The organism is Bullifex porci (genome assembly GCF_009695635.1).
In the GTDB taxonomy this organism is placed as follows: Bacteria; Spirochaetota; Spirochaetia; order Sphaerochaetales; family Sphaerochaetaceae; genus Bullifex; species Bullifex porci.
This window is the reverse complement of record NZ_VUNN01000007.1, coordinates 57,079-78,867: the sequence shown is the minus strand read 5'-3', so window position 1 is coordinate 78,867 and position 21,789 is coordinate 57,079. Positions and strand designations below refer to the sequence as shown.

General features: G+C 35.8%; 21 protein-coding genes. 11 read left to right on the top strand and 10 right to left on the bottom strand.

Features of this window, described 5'->3' with window-relative positions; translation table 11 throughout:
- The first annotated feature begins 86 nt into the window (after positions 1–86).
- The 9 genes from FYJ80_RS05335 to FYJ80_RS05295 all read left to right on the top strand — a co-directional run bounded on the left by FYJ80_RS05335 (position 87) and on the right by FYJ80_RS05295 (position 9,013).
- Positions 87–329: a hypothetical protein gene (locus FYJ80_RS05335; protein WP_154425169.1), complete on the top strand. Its 243-nt coding sequence runs from the start codon at positions 87–89 to the stop codon at positions 327–329.
- Entirely contained in the window at positions 329–1,534 is a 1,206-nt protein-coding gene (locus tag FYJ80_RS05330; RefSeq protein WP_154425168.1) for an MATE family efflux transporter, read from the top strand. Before FYJ80_RS05335 ends, FYJ80_RS05330 begins: the two co-directional genes overlap by 1 nt.
- A gap of 291 nt (positions 1,535–1,825) precedes the next feature.
- A complete protein-coding gene (locus tag FYJ80_RS05325; protein WP_154425167.1) occupies positions 1,826–2,521 on the top strand; it encodes an ABC transporter ATP-binding protein in 696 nt (231 codons plus the stop codon).
- Positions 2,515–3,768: an ABC transporter permease gene (locus FYJ80_RS05320; protein ID WP_154425166.1), complete on the top strand. Its 1,254-nt coding sequence runs from the start codon at positions 2,515–2,517 to the stop codon at positions 3,766–3,768. Before FYJ80_RS05325 ends, FYJ80_RS05320 begins: the two co-directional genes overlap by 7 nt.
- Positions 3,768–4,988: an ABC transporter permease gene (locus FYJ80_RS05315; protein ID WP_154425165.1), complete on the top strand. Its 1,221-nt coding sequence runs from the start codon at positions 3,768–3,770 to the stop codon at positions 4,986–4,988. The genes FYJ80_RS05320 and FYJ80_RS05315 overlap by 1 nt, the downstream gene beginning before the upstream one ends.
- Positions 4,985–5,713, top strand: a complete 729-nt coding sequence (locus FYJ80_RS05310; protein WP_154425164.1) for an outer membrane lipoprotein-sorting protein — start codon at positions 4,985–4,987, stop codon at positions 5,711–5,713. Before FYJ80_RS05315 ends, FYJ80_RS05310 begins: the two co-directional genes overlap by 4 nt.
- A complete protein-coding gene (locus FYJ80_RS05305; protein ID WP_154425163.1) occupies positions 5,707–6,753 on the top strand; it encodes a hypothetical protein in 1,047 nt (348 codons plus the stop codon). Before FYJ80_RS05310 ends, FYJ80_RS05305 begins: the two co-directional genes overlap by 7 nt.
- Positions 6,754–6,800: 47 nt before the next feature.
- Positions 6,801–8,273 carry a glycoside-pentoside-hexuronide (GPH):cation symporter gene (locus tag FYJ80_RS05300; protein WP_154425162.1) on the top strand — a complete coding sequence of 491 codons (1,473 nt, stop codon included), beginning with the start codon at positions 6,801–6,803 and terminating at the stop codon, positions 8,271–8,273.
- Positions 8,270–9,013: a PIG-L deacetylase family protein gene (locus FYJ80_RS05295; RefSeq protein ID WP_154425161.1), complete on the top strand. Its 744-nt coding sequence runs from the start codon at positions 8,270–8,272 to the stop codon at positions 9,011–9,013. Before FYJ80_RS05300 ends, FYJ80_RS05295 begins: the two co-directional genes overlap by 4 nt.
- Before the next feature lie 35 nt (positions 9,014–9,048).
- Here the strand turns inward: FYJ80_RS05295 and FYJ80_RS05290 are convergent, their stop codons facing one another.
- From FYJ80_RS05290 to FYJ80_RS05250, 9 genes are all read right to left on the bottom strand, one after another.
- On the bottom strand, positions 9,049–9,396 hold the full coding sequence (locus FYJ80_RS05290; protein ID WP_154425160.1) for a DUF1667 domain-containing protein: 348 nt from the start codon (positions 9,394–9,396) through the stop codon (positions 9,049–9,051).
- Positions 9,389–10,612 (bottom strand): NAD(P)/FAD-dependent oxidoreductase, encoded by a 1,224-nt coding sequence (locus FYJ80_RS05285; protein WP_154425159.1) that lies wholly within the window; start codon positions 10,610–10,612, stop codon positions 9,389–9,391. The genes FYJ80_RS05290 and FYJ80_RS05285 overlap by 8 nt, the downstream gene beginning before the upstream one ends.
- Positions 10,609–12,009: an NAD(P)/FAD-dependent oxidoreductase gene (locus FYJ80_RS05280; RefSeq protein WP_154425158.1), complete on the bottom strand. Its 1,401-nt coding sequence runs from the start codon at positions 12,007–12,009 to the stop codon at positions 10,609–10,611. Before FYJ80_RS05280 ends, FYJ80_RS05285 begins: the two co-directional genes overlap by 4 nt.
- 12 nt (positions 12,010–12,021) lie before the next feature.
- On the bottom strand, positions 12,022–12,750 hold the full coding sequence (locus FYJ80_RS05275) for an endonuclease/exonuclease/phosphatase family protein (protein WP_154425157.1): 729 nt from the start codon (positions 12,748–12,750) through the stop codon (positions 12,022–12,024).
- Positions 12,747–14,657, bottom strand: a complete 1,911-nt coding sequence (locus FYJ80_RS05270) for a hypothetical protein (RefSeq protein ID WP_154425156.1) — start codon at positions 14,655–14,657, stop codon at positions 12,747–12,749. The genes FYJ80_RS05275 and FYJ80_RS05270 overlap by 4 nt, the downstream gene beginning before the upstream one ends.
- A 3-nt stretch (positions 14,658–14,660) precedes the next feature.
- Positions 14,661–15,503: a carbohydrate ABC transporter permease gene (locus tag FYJ80_RS05265; protein WP_154425155.1), complete on the bottom strand. Its 843-nt coding sequence runs from the start codon at positions 15,501–15,503 to the stop codon at positions 14,661–14,663.
- A 2-nt stretch (positions 15,504–15,505) separates the two neighbouring features.
- Positions 15,506–16,378 (bottom strand): carbohydrate ABC transporter permease, encoded by an 873-nt coding sequence (locus FYJ80_RS05260; protein ID WP_154425154.1) that lies wholly within the window; start codon positions 16,376–16,378, stop codon positions 15,506–15,508.
- Between the two features lie 75 nt (positions 16,379–16,453).
- Positions 16,454–17,707, bottom strand: a complete 1,254-nt coding sequence (locus FYJ80_RS05255; RefSeq protein WP_154425153.1) for an ABC transporter substrate-binding protein — start codon at positions 17,705–17,707, stop codon at positions 16,454–16,456.
- 26 nt (positions 17,708–17,733) lie between these two features.
- On the bottom strand, positions 17,734–18,741 hold the full coding sequence (locus tag FYJ80_RS05250) for a LacI family DNA-binding transcriptional regulator (protein WP_154425152.1): 1,008 nt from the start codon (positions 18,739–18,741) through the stop codon (positions 17,734–17,736).
- 241 nt (positions 18,742–18,982) lie between these two features.
- On the opposite strand from FYJ80_RS05250, the gene FYJ80_RS05245 reads away from it, so the two are divergent.
- Positions 18,983–19,834: a histidinol-phosphatase gene (locus tag FYJ80_RS05245; RefSeq protein WP_206360977.1), complete on the top strand. Its 852-nt coding sequence runs from the start codon at positions 18,983–18,985 to the stop codon at positions 19,832–19,834.
- Positions 19,827–20,882, top strand: coding sequence for a M20/M25/M40 family metallo-hydrolase (locus tag FYJ80_RS05240; RefSeq protein WP_154425150.1), 1,056 nt, complete (start codon positions 19,827–19,829; stop codon positions 20,880–20,882). The genes FYJ80_RS05245 and FYJ80_RS05240 overlap by 8 nt, the downstream gene beginning before the upstream one ends.
- On the opposite strand, the gene FYJ80_RS05235 is transcribed toward FYJ80_RS05240, so the two are convergent.
- A complete protein-coding gene (locus FYJ80_RS05235) occupies positions 20,859–21,779 on the bottom strand; it encodes a glycerophosphodiester phosphodiesterase family protein (RefSeq protein WP_154425149.1) in 921 nt (306 codons plus the stop codon). The genes FYJ80_RS05240 and FYJ80_RS05235 overlap by 24 nt on opposite strands.
- Positions 21,780–21,789 lie beyond the last annotated feature (10 nt).

The following is a 21,789-nucleotide window of genomic DNA, read 5'->3' as shown; positions in this document are numbered from 1 at the left end:
CCAATTTTAACTAATAGATATTTTCCCTATATATTGACTAAATATTGTTTTAATAATATTTTACAACGCTGGATTGGAGGAATAGGATGCTTGAATCCACCAAAAAATCATCAGTTGATTTGCTTTCAGGTAATGAGGGATGGGTTATTTTCAGATTTTCATTACCCATCATTTTTTCTTATCTTCTACAACAAATATACACTATTAGCGATGCCGCAATCTGCGGTCAGACACTCAGCGTTGATGAGATAGCTGGTGTAAATGATGTCTTTCCTATTCTCTACATATTTCTGCAGTTTGCAGTGGGATGTATGCTGGCTTTTCAGTAATGACCTCTATTGCAGCTGGTCATGGTGATAAAGGCAGAGTCAGAAAATCCTTTGGATCAGAAATAATTCTCGGTGCATTACTCTCACTTATTCTGACAGGAATTGCAATAATAACTTTAGATCCACTACTTCGATTTATCGGGCTCTCTGAGACAAATCCTGGTGTATGGAAGGCAGCATACCAATATTCAATAGTTATTTTTATAGGTATTTTCGCTCAGTTTTATTACAACCTAATATGTTCAGTACTCAGAAGTCTTGGAGATTCAGAAACACCTCTTATCTTTCTTCTCTTTTCTACTGTACTAAATATCGTCCTAGATTTACTTTTCATCATAGTTTTTCATCTTGGAGTAATAGGAGCTGCAGCTGCAACAGCAGTTGCACAGGCTATAAGTGCTATCATGTGCCTCATATATGCATTTAGAAAATATCCTGAACTTCATCTAACAAAAAAGGATTTTCGTTTTGACATTTCTCTCTATATAAAGCATCTGAAGCAGGGAATTCCAATGGGACTTCAGTTTTCTATGCTTGCTATCGGAATCATAGTAATGCAACGTTCTCTTGTAAGCTTTGATCTTGGATTAGATGGAGTTATGGTCACTAGTAATCCTGCACAAAATGGATTTGGAGCTGCCAATAAGCTAAACTACTTTTTAATGTGTCCTCTAAGTGCACTAGGCACAGCAATTGTAAGCTTTAATGCACAGAACTTAGGAGCTGGAAGGCAAGATAGAATCAGACGAGGAACTGTGAAAAGCCTTATGATTGGTACTATCATGTGTTTGATTCTTTGTGGTATTGGAATGCTTATGACAATAAATGGCGCATATCAATATGTATTCATGAGCTCAGATAAGATTTCACAATCATCTATACACTACGGAAATCTATATCTTTATGTTGATTTAGCAATGTATTTTCTCTTGATGCTCCTGTATGTTTTTCGCTCTGGTGTTCAGGGTGTAGGTCATGCAGAGTTTACTCTACTTGCTGGGTGTGCCGAACTAGTAGCAAGAACTTTGATATGTACATTCCTTCCATCAATCATAAATGGAGGCTCAATAGATTCTTCTGCTTCTGTTGGTGCATACATCGCTCTCTGCTTTGGTGATCCAGGTGCATGGATTTTGGCAATTGCTACACTACTCTATCCTACAGTGCGTTATCTCTTTGGTGTAAAGCCAAAAAAAGAAAACTAATTACCTATAAATTCTATAGTTCAATAAAATACTAGCCAAGAAAGTATATCTCTTTCTCTTTCAAGATTATATTTACGGTAGTTGTTTCCAATCGCATCACTTGAGAGAAAACTTACTCTTATTAGATTTAAAGACTGAAGGATACCTTTTACATCATTGACTACCTACCGATAGGTAGTTATAATTACAAAGCTTAATACAATTTTAATATGCCGTTACTTGACCTTATAATTAGTCATAAACGACAATTAATTATTAATTCTAAAGTGTAAGTCTTTATGGAGTAAATCGATGGTAGAAATAAAATCTCTAGTGAAAACATATAAAACTGGTGATGAAGAAGTAAGAGCTATAGATGATATAAGCTTGAATATAAAGCAAGGAGAAATAGTTGCAATATCAGGTGCATCTGGTTCAGGAAAAACTACATTACTTAATCTTATAGGTACACTAGATAATATTACATCTGGAGATATCATCATTAATGAACACAGTATCGCTTCAATGAATGAAAAGGAAAAAACAAATTATAGAAAGCTTAATCTAGGATTTATCTTCCAAAGCTATAACCTTATTCCTGTGCTTAGTGCGTTAGAGAATGTAGAGCTAGCCTTTCAGCCTCTCAGTAAGCAGGAGCTTGCTGAAATAGGAATTTCTGATACAAAGCTTGCTGCAAAAGAGGCTTTAAAGGCAGTTGGCCTTGAAGGCTATGAGGAAAGACGACCAGGTCAGCTATCTGGTGGACAACAGCAAAGAGTATCTATCGCAAGAGCAATAGTAAGAAAGCCTAAAATATTATTAGCAGATGAGCCAACAGCAAACTTGGATAGTAAAAATAGTCTCCTAATTTTAGCTCTTCTATCAAAGCTAAGTCATGAAAATAAAATAACAGTTATTTACTCCTCTCATGACCAAGAGGTACTTAAGAATGTTGAGAGAGTAATTATCCTCAAGGATGGAAAGCTTGTGGAGGATAAAAAATGCTAAAGAGTTTAAAGCTCTCTATCAGGAACCTCGCAAGGTATAAAACAAGAACAATTATTACTATTGTAGCAGTATTAATATCTGTTCTAGTTTCTACTGTTGTAGATGGTCTAGTTAGAGGGATGTTTACAATATCTACTAATAACTTAATTGCATATGAAAGCTCTGAAGTAACTATCTATCAAAAGGGATATTTTGAAAAAAGAGATGAGTATCCATCAGATATTTTTATTTCAGGTGATTTATTGCAAGAGGCCTCAGAAAGGCTTGATAAAGCAGAGCTTCCTAATACTCCCAGGTATAAAGCAATTTCAGAGCTAATTACATATAGCGAAGAGGAAGAGAGTGAATTTTACTTAAATGTAATATTAGTCGGAGTAGATAAAGAAAGAGATAAGAATGTATTTAGAATCTCAGAAAGCCTCTGTGATGGCTCATGGTTTGAAAATGAAGATGAGATAATACTTGGCTCTAAGATTGCAGAAAAGCTTAATCTAAAGGTTGGAGATATAGTTACGCTATCAACAACAGGAGCTATGGGCTTTGCTGAGACACTAGATTTAGAGGTTGGAGGAATTATTAACTCCGAAGACCCACAGGTTAACATGTCTCAGGTCTTTGTAAATCTCTCAGATCTAGATAGCTATCTATTACTTAAGGGTGGAGCAACTGAAATTGCAGTATCAGATGGAATGCCTTCTGTTGCATCTAAAAAGCTAGCAGATAAGGTACAAAAAATTATTGGGCCTGAGCTTGATGCAAAATACTACGAGGAGGTTAATGAGGATATTATCGCTATAATGAATGGTGATAAGGGTAGCTCCTTTATAATGCTTCTATTTTTATTTATCATTGCTGCCGCTGGTATTTCAAATACAATGATAATGGCTGTAATGGAGAGAAGAAAAGAAAATGCAATGCTTCGTGCTCTAGGCTTTTCAAGAAGGTCAATTGTCTCACTATTTGTCCTAGAGGGAACATTAACTGGAATTATAGGAGCTTTAATTGGTGCTCTCTTAGCCTTATTTGTAATGATACCTCTCTCAAAATATGGACTTGACTTCACAGCCTTACTTTCTGAAGAAATGGATATTGGATATAGAATGCCTTTAATACTAAGACCTACTCTTTTCTGGCAATCCTTTGTATTTATTCCAATTCTTGCAGTGCTTCTTTCTAGTCTCTCAGCATTCTTCCCTGTTTATAAAACTGGTAAGGAAGAAATTGCTGATTTATTCAGGAGGATGTAATGATAAAGCTAGCACTAAGAAACTGCTTAAGAAACAAAAAAAGAACTATAGTAACTGGACTTTCTGTAATTCTTGCTGTTTTTGTTGTACTTCTAATTATGTCATTTATGTACTCCTGCTTTGACCAGCTAGCAGAAAATGAAAGAAAATATACAACAGGTGATATTAGGATTAGAAATAAAAAGTACAATGAATTTGAGTCCCTAATGCCAATTCAGTTTTATATAGAGAATTACTCAGAGCTGAGAGCTGAATTACTAAATAGAAGTACTATAAAGAGTGTAGAGTCAGTATTATCTCTCTCTTCTTCTCTTTATCGAGATGGAAAGCTTGAGAATATGGCAATATATGGTGCTGATATTGGTTCTGTCTATATTAATGAGGACACAATTCTATATGAGGGACGCTTTGTAGAAAATGGAGCAAGAGAGGTAATGGCAACTCCAATATTTCTCAAGCAACATAGTTTATCACTTGGGGACAGCGTTACATGTTTATTTAAGACTGCATCAGGTGGTACTAATGCAGCTACATTTAAAATAGTAGGTGTTGTGGGATACCTCAATTCAGAGATGAATGGAAATCTTCTAATTACTACATCAGATGCACTAGCACCATTAATAAGGATTAATGATGGTGCACTTGAGCTACATCTTTGGCTAAATGAGGGTGTAGATGAAGAAAGTGAATTAGCTAAGCTAAAGGAACTATTAAGTGATAGAGAATTAGATGTACAAAGCTGGAGTGAAATTTCTTGGATAGCTCCAGTACTGCCTCTATATGACATAATGATTATCATTATTGACGCACTATTCTTCTTTATTGCTTCAACACTAGTATTTAATACTATGATGATGTCTACTCTTGAAAGGAAGAAGGAGCTTGCAACTATGATTGCTATCGGTTTTTCAAGAAGGTATATAATGATATTATTAGTTATCGAGGGCTTAATAATTTCTTTTATAGCATCGACTATTTCAGCAATAGGAAGTATAATTCTAATAGATATATTTGGAGTAGTTGGTATTGATTTAACTGGCTTTGGAATTGAAGCAGTTGAAGGCTGGGGCTTTCCAAATATTCTTTATACACACTTAGCTGCTTGGATCTATCCAGCAGTTATCATTGCAGAGATGGCTATTTCTGCAATTGCAACTATACTTGCTACAATGAGAGTAAGAAAGCTTGAGGTAGCTAGTTCTTTAAGGGAGGAAGCATGAAAAAGCTTATTGTTTTATTAATAATTGCAATCTTTTCACTAGCACAAATTTGGGCACTTAATGCAGAGCAAATCATCGATAAGATGGAAGATGTAATGGAATTTGAGACTCTATCGTTTACTGCTACAATAAAGAATACAGACAAACTAGGTAGTACTACTCAAACCTTTAATGCAATTCAGAATGATGATGGAGATACACTATTAACAGTTACCTCTGGAATGGATAAAGGACAGAAGATACTTCGTCTAGATGATAATATTTATATTTACTACCCAGATGCAGATGAGATAATTAGACTTTCTGGCTCAGGACTATCAAACTCATTCCTAGGTTCAGATTTCTCATATGAGGATTTAAGTGGTGATGATGACTACGACGATAGATATAACTATAAGCTAGCTGGTAGCGAAACCTATAATGGTATCGATTGCTATGTTATTAAATTCACTGCAAAGAAGCTCTCAGAGACATATCAAAGGATGGAAATGCTAATAGATAAAAATCGATATGTTCCTATCGTCGAGAGACTATTCTCAAAGAGCGGTAAGCTTTTAAAGACAATTTATTACGATGGATATTCAACTAAGCCTTATTTCCCAACAGAGGTAAAAACTGAAAATGCTGTAAAAAAAACAAACAAAAGTGAGATGAAAGTTACTAATATTGTCTTTAATAAAAAACTAGATTCTTCTCTCCTTGATAAGGATGATTTCGCATGGTAAAAAAGCTAATTTTAACTTTAATTTTAATTTCATTATCGCTTGTTTTATTTGCTTCTGGAGCAGAATTAAATGTTTCTAGTTTATTAACAAAAGTATATAATTCAAGTCTAGCAAGCAGTTTTACTGCATCTGTTACTCCATATTATACATTTTCAAATCAGCAACTTAAGGGTGAGCTTAGAGGTGAGCTTAATTTAACTAATATAAGAGATATCACCACTTTTACTCTTACACTCAAGAGAGCTGATATCCGTTTTCGCCTACCTTCATTTAATAATAAGAAAATGACAATAACAGTTGGTCGCTCTCCAATTTCATGGGGACTTGGCTCTTACTATAGAATTGGTGATGTATTATTAGATGGAATGTCTAAAAACCAAAAAGCTGGTGTCTCCTATGATAGAGATATTTACCTTATTTCAGCAGCACAGAGCTTAGGTGGTGGCTTTAATTTAGATGTAGCAATATCTCTACCATTACCATATGAAGTTAAATTTGACCAATTTGGCTCAACTATAAAAAATACAGAAAAGCTTGCTATCGGAGCAAAGCTTAAGAAAAGCTTTGACTCTAAGACAATTAAGTCCATTGTAGCTTTTGCTTCCTATAATGAAGATAAGGTCACTTCTCTTGCAGCGGCTCTTGATCTTGCAATCTATTTTGACGTGACTATGGGAATAGAGAGTAAGCTTAGAAGCTCAAATGATATAAGAGCTGCAATTAATATAACAAAGCTCTACTCTATAGAAGGTGAGCTTTCTTCGATGAGCTTAGGATTATATCTTGCTGGTGATGCTGATTTCTACAATAAACAATATAAAGCGTTCACTGCACTATCGCTCGCACCTAATGAAAGACTAACTCTCTATATTGCGTTGGAAAATAAATTCTCTGATAAAGGAGATGTTATATTAGAATTAAGTCCATCTCTAACCTTTAATATCACAGAACATGTAAAGCTAGAGGTTTCAGGTTTTTATATAAAGAATTCTCAAGCAAATATATTAGGAGGAGGAATATCATTTAAGAGTGTGTTTTAATAATAAACTTTCTTGACTTGTAATCTTTAGTAACGTAAAAATAATTTATGACTAAAGATAAAACACTTAAGAAGAATCTATGGTTCTTCCCTCTTGGAACAGTTGGTAGAGATATGCTTTATCAACTGTTTACTAATTACATACTTTTATATGTATTATTTACTAGACAGCTAACACCTACCCAGCTGATGGCTATTACTGTAATAATGGTTCTTGCAAGAGTATTTGATGCGTTAAACGATCCATTAATGGGTAATATTATTGAAAGAACTAGAACGGTTTGGGGTAAATACAAGCCATGGCTATCAATTGGAATAATTACAACTAGTATTGTTGTATATCTTGCTTTCTCAGTTCGCTTACAGGGATGGGCGTTTGTAGTTTTCTTTGGTGTAATATATTTTTTATATTCAATAACCTACACAATGCATGATATCGCATATTGGGGTATGGTACCTTCCCTCGGAAGTGATAGCCATTCAAGAGACCAGTTTACTTCAAGAGCAACACTCTTTGCTGGTGTTGGCTCAACTATTGCAGGAATGCTAATTCCAATGCTAACAACTGGCTCTATGACTCTTGGAGGAAATGCGCAAGCTGCATATAGCTACGTAGCACTACTCTTTGCAATCCTAGGACCAATATTTTTAGCCTTTACTATATTAGGAGTTAAAGAAGATCGCTCATATATGAATGAGGTAGTACCTAAGGTAAGCTTTAAAAAGATTATTAATACTATATTAAAGAATGACCAGCTTATATGGGTATCAATAATTTTCTTAATCCAGCAAATTGGATTAAACCTAATTTTAGGTGGCTTAGGAAGTACATATATCTACTTTGCATTTGGCTATGAGGGCGGGCTATACTCACTATTTAGCACTATTGGTGTATTAGCAACAGCATTTTTAATGGTATTCTATCCTGCAATTTCTAAAGCAATAAAGAGAAAGAAGCTCATGGCATATATGCTTATAATGTCATTAGTATTCTATGTTATTTTATTGCTCTCAGGTATATTCATGCCTAACTCTACATTAAAGTTCTGGGTTATTACTATTTCCTATATGTTCACTAATTTAGGACAATATGCTTATTACCTAATTATGATGATCTCTATCATCAATACAGTTGAATATAACGAATATAAAAATGGAAATCGTGATGAAGCAATAATTGCTTCTCTTAGACCATTTTTAACAAAGCTTTCCTCTGCAATTGTAGTAATGCTTACATCTCTTAGCTATATTATCTTTGGTATTACCGATGTAACAAATAAAATCTCATCCTTTGAGCAGCAAACTAATTTAGGAATAATTACAGAAGCAGAAAAGCTTTCATCTATAAAGGATGTATTAGCTGGAATTACTAGCTTCCAAACCTTAGGACTATTATGTGTTATGTGTATCCTTCCTGCAATTTTAATGACACTCTCCTACACACTTTATAAGAACCACTATAAGCTTGATGAGGATGAATACAATAGAATTGTTAAGGAGCTTGAAAGGAGGAAAAAATGAGTCAAGAAGCTTTATTATCACTTTTTCAACCACCTAAAATTGATGAGATAAAGAAAATATTATGTATACAGCCACACCCAGATGATAATGAAATAGGTATGGGTGGAATTATTTCATATCTTACATCAAAGGGTGTACAGGTTGACTATCTAACAGTAACAGATGGCTCTCTAGGAGACATTGGTATCATAGAAGGAGATTTAAAGGAAATAAGAAGAAATGAAGCTATAAATGCTGGTAAGCTTTTAGGCGTTAAGGAGTTTTTCTTTTTAGAGCACCTAGATGGAGAGCTTAATGATGTTCCATCACTTGCTAGAGAAATAGCAACTATAATCAGACAAAATAACTATGATTCAATTGCAGCTCCAGACCCATTCAATAGCTATGAAGCTCATTATGATCACATTGTGACTGGAAGAGCAGCAGCACAAGCTGCTATAAGTGTTAATTTAAAGGAGTATCCACGAGGTACAGCTACAAAGAGTGTAAATCTTAGCTCTGTACTATTTTATTTTACTCAAAGACCAAATTCACTTATCGATATTACAAATCATTTTGAGAAAAAGATGGCAGCAACAGCTTTACATAAATCTCAAATTACTCCAGAGCTACTTAATCTATATACTTCATATTTTGCATATCGAGGTATGCAGCTAAGTGGCTCAGATAAAATATTTGAAGGTGTAAAAGCACTACTACCTCTACACCTTCATTGTATTCCTGAAGCAATAAATATCTAGCTTATAATCCTCTCGATATTAAAGAGAGGATTTTTTTACCCTTCTGAGGTTGCAACTAAATCAGAACCAGTTCCTGCTATATTCTTTATTATTACATCTCCAATATGAACATGAGATGTAATTTCAGTTTTATGGATTTCTTCCATACAAGCAAAGATTTTTTCCTTAGGAATCTCAGGAACTGTCTTCACACATACTCTGCAGCCAACACCCTTGACTGTTGATGTTACTGTCCTTTTAGGTGCGACAACCTCATTCTTTGCGTAGCGCTCTCCTCTTATGCAATTATTTCCACTAACTTTAATAACAGCACCATTTTCGACAGTAGCTGTTAATTGGCACCCTAGTGGACAGTTAATACATGTTAACTCAACATTACTCATTTACAACCTCCACTAATATATCCTCATCTGCTTTAAAATTTAGCTTTACACTTTCCATCTCACCTGGGGACATCACCTGCCTCTTAATTTTCTTTAAGACATTACCTTTACTGGAAATTACTATAGATGAACCCTTAAAGATATCTGTAACGCGGAAACGAAGCATTACATCTTCACATCCCTTTTGAATATATTGAGGTACTGTATATCTAACGCCAAAGCCAGTTGAGACTTTAATATATTCCTTTTCTTTAAAGCCTTCTTTAACATATTTTGCTGCTTGTGAGCCAGCTAAAGCTGCTTCCTCAGATACATAATCTACAAGGTCATGTACATGTAGGACATTACCACAAGCAAATATTCCATCACCTGCGCTAAAGCTATTATCAACTATAGGCCCTCCTGTAACAGGTGAAAGAGTAAGCCCAGCCTTCTTTGATAACTCATTTTCAGGAAGTAAGCCAACAGATAAAAGAAGAGTATCACACTCAAAGCGCTTTTCTGTACCCTTTATTGGCTTTCTAGAGCTATCAACCTTAGCAATAGTAACTGCCTCAACTCTTTCTTTTCCCTCGATATTTACTACAGTGTGTGACAGCAGTAGAGGAATATTAAAATCATCTAAGCATTGGACGATATTTCTTTTTAAGCCTCCTGAATAAGGCATAAGCTCTGCAACAGCTAAAACCTTAGCTCCCTCCAAGGTCATTCGCCTAGCCATAATTAAACCGATATCACCAGAGCCTAATATAACTACTCTCTTACCTACTAAATATCCCTCAATATTCATAAGACGCTGAGCAGTTCCTGCTGAAAATATTCCAGCAGGTCTAAAGCCTGGAATGTTTAATGCACCTCTAGGACGCTCTCTACATCCCATAGCAAGAATAATTGCCTTAGTCTCAATTGTGTTAACGCCCTCTGTACTATTTACATATGTAACTCTATGAGGCTCTAAATCAATTACCATTGAGGAAGTAAGAGCTTTAATTTCTCTCCTTTCAACCTCCTTTATAAACCTGGAAGCATACTCTGGACCTGTTAGCTCCTCCTTAAAGGTATGTAAACCAAAGCCATTATGAATACATTGATTTAAAATACCACCTAAGAATTGGGACCGCTCTATTACTAAAATATCTTTTAGACCTGCATCATAGCACGCTATTGCAGCGGCAAGTCCTGCAGCTCCACCCCCTATGATTACAACCTCCTTCATAGGATCACCTCAGAACCCTTTTCGTTCTTTCTTACATCTTCCATCCTACAGCCACACTCACGAGCAATAAGCTCTAACACCTTAACAGAGCAAAAGCCTCCTTGACAGCGACCCATACCAGCTCTAACTCTACGTTTTACTCCATCTAGTGTTGTACCACCTCTCTTTATAGCCTCTACTATCTCACCCTCAGAAATCTCTTCGCAGCGACAAATAATATTGCCATATCTTGGGTCCTTTTGAATTAAAGCATTTCGCTCATCTCTATTTAAGACTGAAGGTCTAGCAATAGCTTCTCTATTTAAAATAGGATTAGCTTTCTTTTTTCTACCTAAGTGCTTTGAAACTATATCTGAAATATACTCTCCAATTGCAGGAGCAGAGGTAAGTCCAGGAGAATCAATACCAGCAGCATTAAAGAAGCCATCTACTGGTTCGTTGATTATAAAATCACCAGAAGCTGTGCTAGCTCTAAGACCTGCAAAGGAAGTAATAATACTACGATAATTTATATTACTAACACTCTTCTTAGCACTCTCCATTACCTTTTCAAGGCCATCAGCATATGTAGCATTATCATTTCTATCATCTCTTAAGACACTGTCAGGTCCAACTAAAATATTATTATGATATGTAGGAGTTACTAAAACACCCTTACCCTCTTTTGTTGGTAGCTGGAATATTGTTGAATTAACTAAGCCACCCTCAGAGCGATCAAGAAGAACATACTCACCACTCTTTACTTTGATATCAAAGGTATGAGGAGCAACCATATCATTTATTTTATCTGCAAATACTCCTGCAGCGTTAATTACTGTTAAAGCCTTAAATTCATCACACTTTGTCTTAATGATAAAGTAGTTATCACATTTTTTAATATCGATAACCTCTTGCTCCATTAAAAGCTTTGCACCATTAGCCTCTGCATTTTCACCCATTGCATAGGTGAGAGAGAAAGGACAAACAATACAGCTGGTAGTCAATAAAAGAGCAGCAGTAACCTCACTATTAATATTTGGTTCAAGAGCTAATACCTCATCATGAGAAATAATTCTCATGCCGCTAACTCCATTTTTAAGTCCTCTTTCATATAGCATTTTAAGCTCATCATCCCTATTAAAGGATAAAACCATTGCCATATTATTCTTTAAATCTATACCTAGCTGGGGAGCAAGCTCTCTAAGTAGCTGGTTACCACGTACATTCAGCTTGGCCTTCAAAGTCCCCGGGATAGGGTCATAGCCCGCATGGGCAATACCACTATTTGCTTTACTAGTGCCTGTACATAGATCACTATTTTTCTCTAATAGTGCGACAGAAATATCATATAGTGATAAATATCTAGCGATGGAAGCGCCTACAACTCCACCACCTATAACGATTGAATCATATATCATCTTAAAGTCCTTTTATAGCTCAAGCATTGCTACTAATGGATAGTGGTCAGAAAGAGTACTATCCGGAATATAAAAATGAGGTGAGCATGCCATCAATGGCTTAAAGCCAATTACCATAAGCTTATCAATACCCTCTGCAAGGTACTCCTCATCTGTAAGTCCTAAGCATGGGAATGTTAAAGGGTGTGGCTCATGAAGAAGTGTAAAAACATCCTTAAAGCCCGCCTCAGACAATATTCTTCCAGGATGAAGTGGATCATTAAAATCTCCCGCTATAAACACAGGATTATCTTTAAATATTGGAGGAAATTTTTTTACTATATCGTGGGCTTCTCTATGTCTATAAGGAAGCCCAGTTCTAACCTCATCTGCATTACCCTGCCAGGTTAAATGTATAGTTGAAGCAAAGAAAACCTTATTATCTCTTTTATCTTGAAGCTTTACCCAAAAGACTCCTCGATCCTTCTCCGGCATATCAAGATCGATACGACCAAAGTCAAGAAGAGTAAACATATCTCTCTTATAAAAGATATTACTCTCCTGTCTCCACCCTAAGTCATCGCCTATGATGTAATCGTGCTCCTTAAGAACATCTTTAAACTCATCAATTAATTCATCTCTAATCTCTTGAAATAGAAATATATCTGCATCATATGTAGATAAAAAGCTTCTTAAGGCTGGAAGACGTTTCTCTAGATGCTCTGTATTCCACAAATTTAATGAAGCTATACTTATTCTCAAATTAATGCCTCCGGAAAGTTTTCCTTAATATATAAATAAGAACTTAAGCCTAATACATTATTCCAAGCTATATCGATATCATATGTACCATTCATATGATCCTCTCTTGAAAAATAATCCCAAGCAGTATGGTTAATTTGCTCAGGCTGGTAGCCATAAATATTTCTTTGTAAATCACCAGGACCTAAATCAATAAGCTGTCTACATGCAGATAGCATCATAAGACTCTCATCACGGTAGAATGTATCATTTGTAATTTTATACAATCTTAAAAAATCCTTAGCAATTAGCATTCCATAGAAATCTAAATGGTGGTGAGCAATAGATACGCTAGTCATACCCTTTGTCATAAAGCCAGTTTGTCCAAGCTTTGAATTTCTTGGAATAAAGCTATTTTTATGCCATACCCAAGTTATTATAAAGCTTGCTGCATATTTTGCACTATTTAATAGCTTTGAATTAATACCAAAGCTCTCCATAGCCTCTAAAAATAGAGAGAGTAAGCTAACACCCGCTTCCTTATCTGCGCTATCTGCATCGAGAGTATCACCAAAGAAATCACCATTAGCTGCCATAGCCTGGTAATAAGCTAATGCTCTATCGATAGACTCCTTTACTCTTATTTTTTCATCGTCCTCTAAATAATTTAAAAGCTTAATTAGAAAGACAGCGATATAAGCACCATTAGTTCCACTTGCAGAAATACTATTTCCATTCTTATCCCACCATCTACCATAGCTTCCATTATCAAGCTGGTTAGTAATAAAGAAATTAGCGACTCTTTTAGCTAAGGCAAGATACTTTTCCTCTTTTAATATCGAATAGAGCTTAATATAGCTACACATTGCTTCGCCACAGCATCTAGAATTTACTAAATACATAAACTCAGGATGCTCGCCAATACCTAAATAGCCTCCTCTTTCACCGCTTATAAGACTTTCACAATCCTGAAATACTCCAGGATAGGTTTCAGCAGCTAGGAAGTGGTCTCCAATTCTTTTTGCAAGAACCTTTAAATCATTAGTTCCAAAGAGCTTTTTTATTCTATCAAGTGCGCTTTGAAGGTGAACATTACTAGTTGAAAAGCTATTTATTGAAGCAAAGGCTGTAGCAGCTTCAACAGACTTAACCAAAAAGGATGCAGAGGTATATTCATATACACTTTGTTCCTTACCATTATCCTCACCCATCTTGATATATGCGTTTCCACATTCATCGATATGAGTTAGATTAAGTAGTCTTGTTAGCTTCGACTCATAGTAATCATGCCATGAAATTAAATCACAGTCTAAGTTAGGATTAATAATAGCTCTTACATAAGACTCATAAATCTTTAGCTCATCCTTTTCAGGACCACTTGATATATAGAACCTTCTAGAAAAGCTATCTCCCTTATTAAGAGTGATAAAGCACTCATCCAAAGAAGTATCTACTAAGGCTGTTTTTCCTCTATAGCTATATGGTCCTTCTTTTCCAGGAATAGAATATGTAATGCCATGCTCAAACCATGAAACAGCTGAGACAAACCTCTCATCGCGCGAGCTCTCAATAGAGCTTTTTAAATGGCCATTAGCTGTTATGAATATGATGAAACCAGGAAGACTCATTCTTGTTTCTAAAAAGCTCCAAAAGGTTGCTTTACTTTCCTTTGGAAATAAGCCCTCACCATTATTATTACCCCTATACCAAACACTTGGTATAAAGACATGAGATAAAGGATCAGAGGAAATAAATGTTAAGAAGAATCTAAAGCTTCCATCTCTATTAATTTTATAGCACGCTTCGATGCTATCCCCGTGCTCCTTAATATCTAGCTCGGCAATATCCTCAAAAACTATAGTGCCACCATCTTTCCAATGACCCTCTATAGTTCTTTTCTCATATTCAATGTAAGCCTTTAACTCCATAGATTACCCTTTGATACCTGTCATTGCGATACCATCAATAATCTTTCTCCTAAAGATTAGGAAGAAAATCAATTGAGGAAGAGATGCAACTACTGCACCTGCCATTATAAGGGAATATTGCGTTCCATGTGTACCCTGGAAATTTGCAATTCCTACTGTAATAGTATACTTAACTGAATCATTAATGATGATTAAAGGCCATAAAAAGTCATTCCATGCATTAATAAAGGAAAGTATTACAACGGTAGTAATAGCAGCCTTTCCTAAAGGAAGGATTATTCTAGCAAAGATAGTAAATCTATTTGCACCATCGATAAAGGCAGCCTCTTCTAGAGCATCTGGAATTCCTTCAAAGAACTGCTTTAAAATAAATATTCCAATAGGTAATGCGACTCTAGGAAGAGCAGCAGCGGCTAAGCTATTTATCATTCCATAGGAGTTAAATTGCTGATAGAGAGGTACGATTAAAACCTGGAACGGAACCATCATACCAGCCATTACTAACCAAAACAGAACCTCACGACCTTTAAAATGGATTTTAGCAAGAGCATATGCAATTGGAGCATCTACTGCAATTGTTAAAACCATTGTGAAGGTACTTATATATAGAGAGTTTAATAGCCACTTTAATATATAGGTTGAGGTAAAGGCCTTAATATAGTTTGCTAGTGTTGGATTAGAAGGTAAAAAGGTAAACTCTCTAGTTACAACCTCGCTCTCAAGCTTTAAGGAGGTAATAACCATCCAAACAAGAGGGAAAATCCAAGCTAATACCAATAAAAGCTCAAGAACACGAGTGATCGTCCAACGTACACGTTTAATTGTTTTATAATCCTTGTTTTCCATCGCTAATCCTTCTTTTTACCTAAAAGTACATATTGTAATACTGAAATTATCATGATGATTAAGAACAATATGTAGCTCATCGCAGCACTATAGCCCATCTTAAAATACTTAAAGCCTGCTTCATAAATGTATTGAACTAATACTCTAGTCGAGCCCGCAGGACCACCACCAGTCATTACATAAACCTGTCCAAAGACATTGAAGGAAGCTATTACCTGTAGGATTAAACAAAGAACGGTTGTTGAGGAAACAAGTGGAATTGTAATATGAAATACCTGCTGTAAATATGATGCTCCATCTACTACAGCACTTTCATAAATTTCCTTTGAAATTTGCTTTATACCTGCAGTAAATAAAACCATGTTAAAGCCAGCTGTCCACCAAAAGGTTGCAAGAGAAACAGACCACATAGCATTCTTCTCACTAGTAAGCCAGCTTACTCCCGTTCCTCCACATAGCTTTATAACTTGGTTGAAAAAGCCAAAATCCTTTTGCATTAGCCATGCCCATAGTGTTGATACTACAGTCATAGAAAAGATGTAAGGGACAAAGAAAACAGTCTCCATTAAGCCCTTTAATGGACTTTTACCGGTAACCATCAAAGCCATTACAAAGCCAAGGAAAAGCAAAACAGGTGTTGTAATTAATACAAACTCTAATGTATGCCAAAGAGATGAGTAGAACTTCTCATCCTTAAATAAATCTAAATAGTTCTTAAGTCCAATAAAGCTTGGACTAGATAGGATATCCCACTTATAAAAGCTAATTATTAAGCCGAAAACAAGAGGGAAAATCATGAAGAGTGCAAAGATTATCATGAATGGAAGCGAAAATAAAATTCCATCCCTTAAATCCTTATTACCAGGTATTCCCATAGCTCCTCCTTTTTGCCCAAAGACCTGCTTACTTTGGGTAAAAAGCCTGACCAGTTGAGGTCAGGCTATTAGCAATTAATAAGATGCGATTATTTCGTTGACCTTCTTTTCCATTGCAGCTAAAGCACTCTTAGAATCTTGGTTCTTAGTTACTGCTGCTTCAAGCATATCTGAAGATGTTCCATATACCTCATCCCATGCTGGTGTGCTAGGAGTTGGTAGAGCTACTGCTGCTGCAGCTACATAATCTGATCTGTAAGGAAGTGCCTTGAAGGAATCCTTTTCTGCAACGCTCTTTCTAGTAGGGATATGACCTGCCTTAGCCCATAATTCACCATTAGCTGTCATCCAATCGATGAACTTAATAGCTGCCTCTACCTTAGCTGGATCCTGGTTCTTCTGTACTGGGATAGCTAGAGTATGTGAGCCTGCCCAACATGAACCATCATTAAAGAATGCTGGAAGTGGAGAAGCCTTGAAATTAAGGCCTGCTGTCTGCTCGAGAGTACCTGTTGCCCATACACCGTTGAAGTAGAATGCAACCTCACCAAGCTTGAACATATTCATAGCTGCATCATAGTCGAGCTCATTAGGATTAACACCCATTGCTACTGCTTCTTTCAAGAAATCAAGAGCCTTAACACCCATTTCATTATTGAAGTTAGCCTTTGTGTTATCGCTATTTAGGAATGAACCACCCTGCTGTGCGATCATAGAGAAGAATAATCTTGTAAGTGTGTAAGCCTTATATGTACCTGTTGTATTATCGATACCAAGACCCCACTTACCTGTCTTTTCCTTAACCTGCTTAGCTGCTGCTAAGAACTCCTCTGCACTCTGAGGAAGCTTTGTAATTCCAGCTTCCTTAAGGATATCTGTATTGTAGTACATTACGATTGGATGTACATCGAGAGGAAGACTGTAGAGCTTACCATTAAAGCGGCATGCATCAAGTGGAGCACTCTGGAAGTCATCTAAAATATCCTTTGAAACGAGGTCATCAAGAGCTAATAATGAGCCATTTACGTAGTTAGGCATATTACCCTGGTGTACTACGATTACATCTGGAGCTGTCTTAGCGGCTAAAGCTGTTGTAAGCTTTGTGTAATAGTCATCAAACTTAACCATATCATTCTTCATGACTATTTCATCCTGGCTATTATTGAAAGCTTCAATCATTGCATCAAAGAATTCACCATCTCCTCCTGTAAATGGGGACCAGAATGTAAGCTCGATCTTCTCAGATGACTTAGCCTCTTCTTTAGCACCTGCTGCGAAAAGTGAGAGCGCAATAAGTAATAGTGCTAATACTGTTAATAGTTTTTTCATAGTAAATTCCTCCTTTTCCTATGAATCTATTTAGTACTACCTCTAAAAACTAATCTTATCGGTAGTTCAGTTTCCTTACTGTAATCAAAGCTCTTTTTATTAATCATCAAATCTAAAACTTCCATTGAACGCTGTCCAAGCTTGAAGCGTGGAACATCTACTGTACTTAAAGCTGGCTGGAAAAATTGAGATAGATATAAATTATCGTAGCCAAATACCTCTACATCCTCTGGGACTCTTAAGTCATTTTCAAATAAGCTCTTCATAGCTCCCATAGCGATCATATCGTTAAAGCAAGCTACAGCTGTAAACTCTAGGCCCCTATTTAATGCCTCATTTACTACTCTATAGCCATCCTCAATACGACCAGTTGAGAGCTTCATGTAATCACTATTAAAATCGATATTATTTTCCTTATAGGAGGCAAGCATTCCCTTTATTCGATCGCCAGAGTTTGAAACATTTTCAGGTCCTGCAATATATAGAATATTTTTATGACCCTTAGAGAAGAAATAATCAAAAACTGCCTTTTGGCCCTTAAAATCCTCATGCAATATACTATGCTCTGTTAGCCCCTCAAGATAACGACCTGCAAAAACAAATGGAACACTCTTACCAAGTCTTTTAAAGCGCTCTACATGCTCGCTGGAATTATCAAAAACTGGCATTACAATTAACCCATCTAGGCGTCGAGAAAGAAACATCTTAATAAGCTTTTCTTCCTTCTCTATTGATTCCTCTGTACAGCCAAGCATCAGCTGATAGCCAAGTCTTGTTGCACACTCCTCAATACCCTTAATTACCTCTCCAAAGAATGGATTAGCTGAATCTGCACTGATAACACCAATTAAGCCAGAGTGTAATGACCTCATAGAGGAAGCTAAAGCATTAGGAATATAGTTAAGCTCCTCTGCTTTTTCTTTAATTAAATTCCTTGTTTTTGCGCTTATCGCTCTATCATCTCTCAATGAGCGTGATACTGTATTTATTGAGAATCCAGTAGCAATTGCGATGTCTTTTAAGGTTGCTTCCATAAGTTAATGTTAACATAAAATGGCCAAAAACCAACTAAAAATTGAAATAATTCCTTATTACAACTAGATTAACGTTAATCCTTTATCCCATTTTCCCATAAATATGAGTTAAAATTAGCGAAATGAAGAAATTAAAATAAAATACTTAAAAAACAGTAAAAACTTATCTATATGGACAAAACAGACATTTAGTATTTTTCAGTCATCCTAGATGCGATATTTTCTTGAAGAAAATTATCGTATGAATGATAATCTATCCATGATTAGACAAAACCTACATACACACTGCACCTATTGTGATGGAAAAAATACACTTGAAGAGATGGTCTTAGCTGCAATTGATAAAGGCTTTTCATCTCTTGGCTTTTCAAGTCATTGCTTTTCAAACCTCTCTTATGATGAATGTGGAATAAAGACTGCTGCTAATTATGAATCATATCTTAGTGAAGTAGAGGCTTTAAAGCAAAAGTATAAAAACCAAATTTCGATATATAGAGGAATAGAGCTTGAAAGTCGAATTAAGGATGAATTATATCCAAATCCTGACCCTCGTCTTGACTACTCAATTGGCTCTATCCATTGGTTTTATCTAGACTCTAGACACTGGGAGGTTGACTACAAGGCAGAGATATTACTTCAAGCTAAAGAGGCATTTGGAGGCTTTAGACCTTTGATAGAGAGCTACTATAATGAAGTTATAGAGTTTGCAAAGCACTCATCATATTCCATCACAGGTCACATCGATCTAGTTACGAAATTTTCTGAGCTAAATAGCTTTGGCTTTGAAAATGAAAGCTGGTATCGTGATGCAGCACTCTCTGCGGCCGAAAGTGTTGTTAAATGTGGAAAGCTTGTAGAGGTTAATACAGGAGCTATATCGAGAGGCTATAGAACAACTCCATACCCAGATCCATTTATACTTAAGCGTTTAGCTGAGCTAAATGCTCCTATAATTGTCACAACAGATTGTCATAGCGCAAATAATATAGATATAAAATATGATGAAACTGTTTCTATGTTATCAAGCTATGGCTTTACTCACCTTTACTATCTAACAGATAGCGGCTTTAAGGGGATAAAAATAGATGCTTAGATATTCACTCTTCAGAGAGCTTGTTAATATATCCTCTCCATCCTTAAAGGAAGAGAGTATTAGTCTTTTTATCAAGGCTTATTTAACTAATTTAGGCTTTATATATAGAGAGGATAACTTTGGGAACCTACTATTTTTTAAAGCATTAGAGAGCGTCGAATACTGCCTAGTAGCTCACATGGATACAGTTGAGGGTGCAAATGTAGCTCATCTAATGGAGGATGAGGAGAGGTTCTTTACAGATAAAACTACAGCACTAGGTGCCGATGATAAATGTGCAATAGCTGTTATGCTTGAGCTTGCGAAGGAATGCTCCTGCGATAATGTTGCTTTTCTATTCTTCATTGGAGAGGAAATCGGGCTTTATGGCTCCTCTCATATGGATAAAGCTTTATTAGAGGGTTTAGAAGACTCACTCTTTTTTGTCTTAGATGCAGAGGGTGAAATTGGAACTATCATAAATGAGGCTGTAGGAAAGAGTAGAATTACATTTATATGCCATGGAAGGGCATCTCATGCAGGCTTTGCACCTGAGAAGGGTATTAATGCAATTAGAGTGCTATCACAAATTGCATTAGAGCTTCCTCAAGGGCGTCCTGATGAAATATCAACGTGTAATATAGGCTCCTTTATTGCAGAGGGAAGTACTAATGTAGTTTCAAGCCTTGCAAAGCTTACCTTCGAGCTTAGAAGCCTAGATGATAGTAATCGAAAAAAGCTAGAAGAGAAAATAATTAAAAAAAGCCAAGATATAGCACAAGATAGCTTAGCTCTATTAGATGTTAAGGTAGAGGATCTATATAAACACTATAAAATTGATAAAGAGGATGAGATAGTTTTAAAAGCAAAAAAAGCAATTGAAAGTATTAAGCTAAAGGCTCAAATTACTTCAACTACAGGAGGAAGCGATGCAAATAGCTTAAATAGCTTTGGCTACAAGGCTATAGTTTTTACCTGTGGCTACTTTAACCCTCATGGAGTAGAGGAATATATCTATAAAAGAGAGCTAGATAAGCTTTATTTCTTAGTTAAGAAGCTTATCTCTTAACTCAGTTGCTCTTTTTACATTATCTGTGATTATGCAATCTGCTTTACTATCTAATAGATAGTTAATTTCATCATCCTCATTTACTGTCCAATATTGAATCGCCATGTTGTGCTTATGGGCATAGTTTATAACACGTGAGGTTGCTAGATTAACGCCAAATTTATAGTAAGGCTTTCCATAAAAGATTTGCAAAACAGAGCATGGTGGCTCATATTCCTTTTTATCAATTAGAGCTGCTATATAAAACTCTAAAGCCTCCTTAATAGAAGCACTTCTAATTATATCAGGATAGCTTTTAGTACAATACTCTGTTACTTCTTTATCGAAGGTTCCAAAGATTACTCTATCTAATAGCTTCCTCTCAACAAGCTTTTTATAAAGTAAATCTAAAGCTTCCTTACCCTCTTCACCCTTACTCTTTATTTCGATGATATATTTAACATCCGTATTTTCACAGTAATCAAAGACCTCATCAAGCGTTAATACCTTTAAGCCTTCAGCACTACTCGAAATGATATTAAAGCTCTTAATTTGCTCTAGATATAAATCCTCAGGACGAAGACTATTTTTATTATCTGTTGTTCTATCAAAGGTTTTATCGTGAAGTAGAATTAAGCTTTTATCCTTAGTTAAATGGATATCAAGCTCCAATATATCAGCACCAGCTATTAGTGAGGACTCTATTGCTAGCATCGACTCCTCAGAGTCATCTCTAAGCCCTAAGCGATGAGCTGCAATTAATGTTTTATTTGTTATGAAGGGATTATTTGTATCATAATTTATGAATTCTTCCTTAGGGCTTCTATAGTGAGCATGAAAAAGGAGCAGTGAGTAAATTAATATTATGCTCATTAGAAGAAATAGCATTTTAAATAATACCTTTCTTCCCTTACTCATCTGCTCCTCC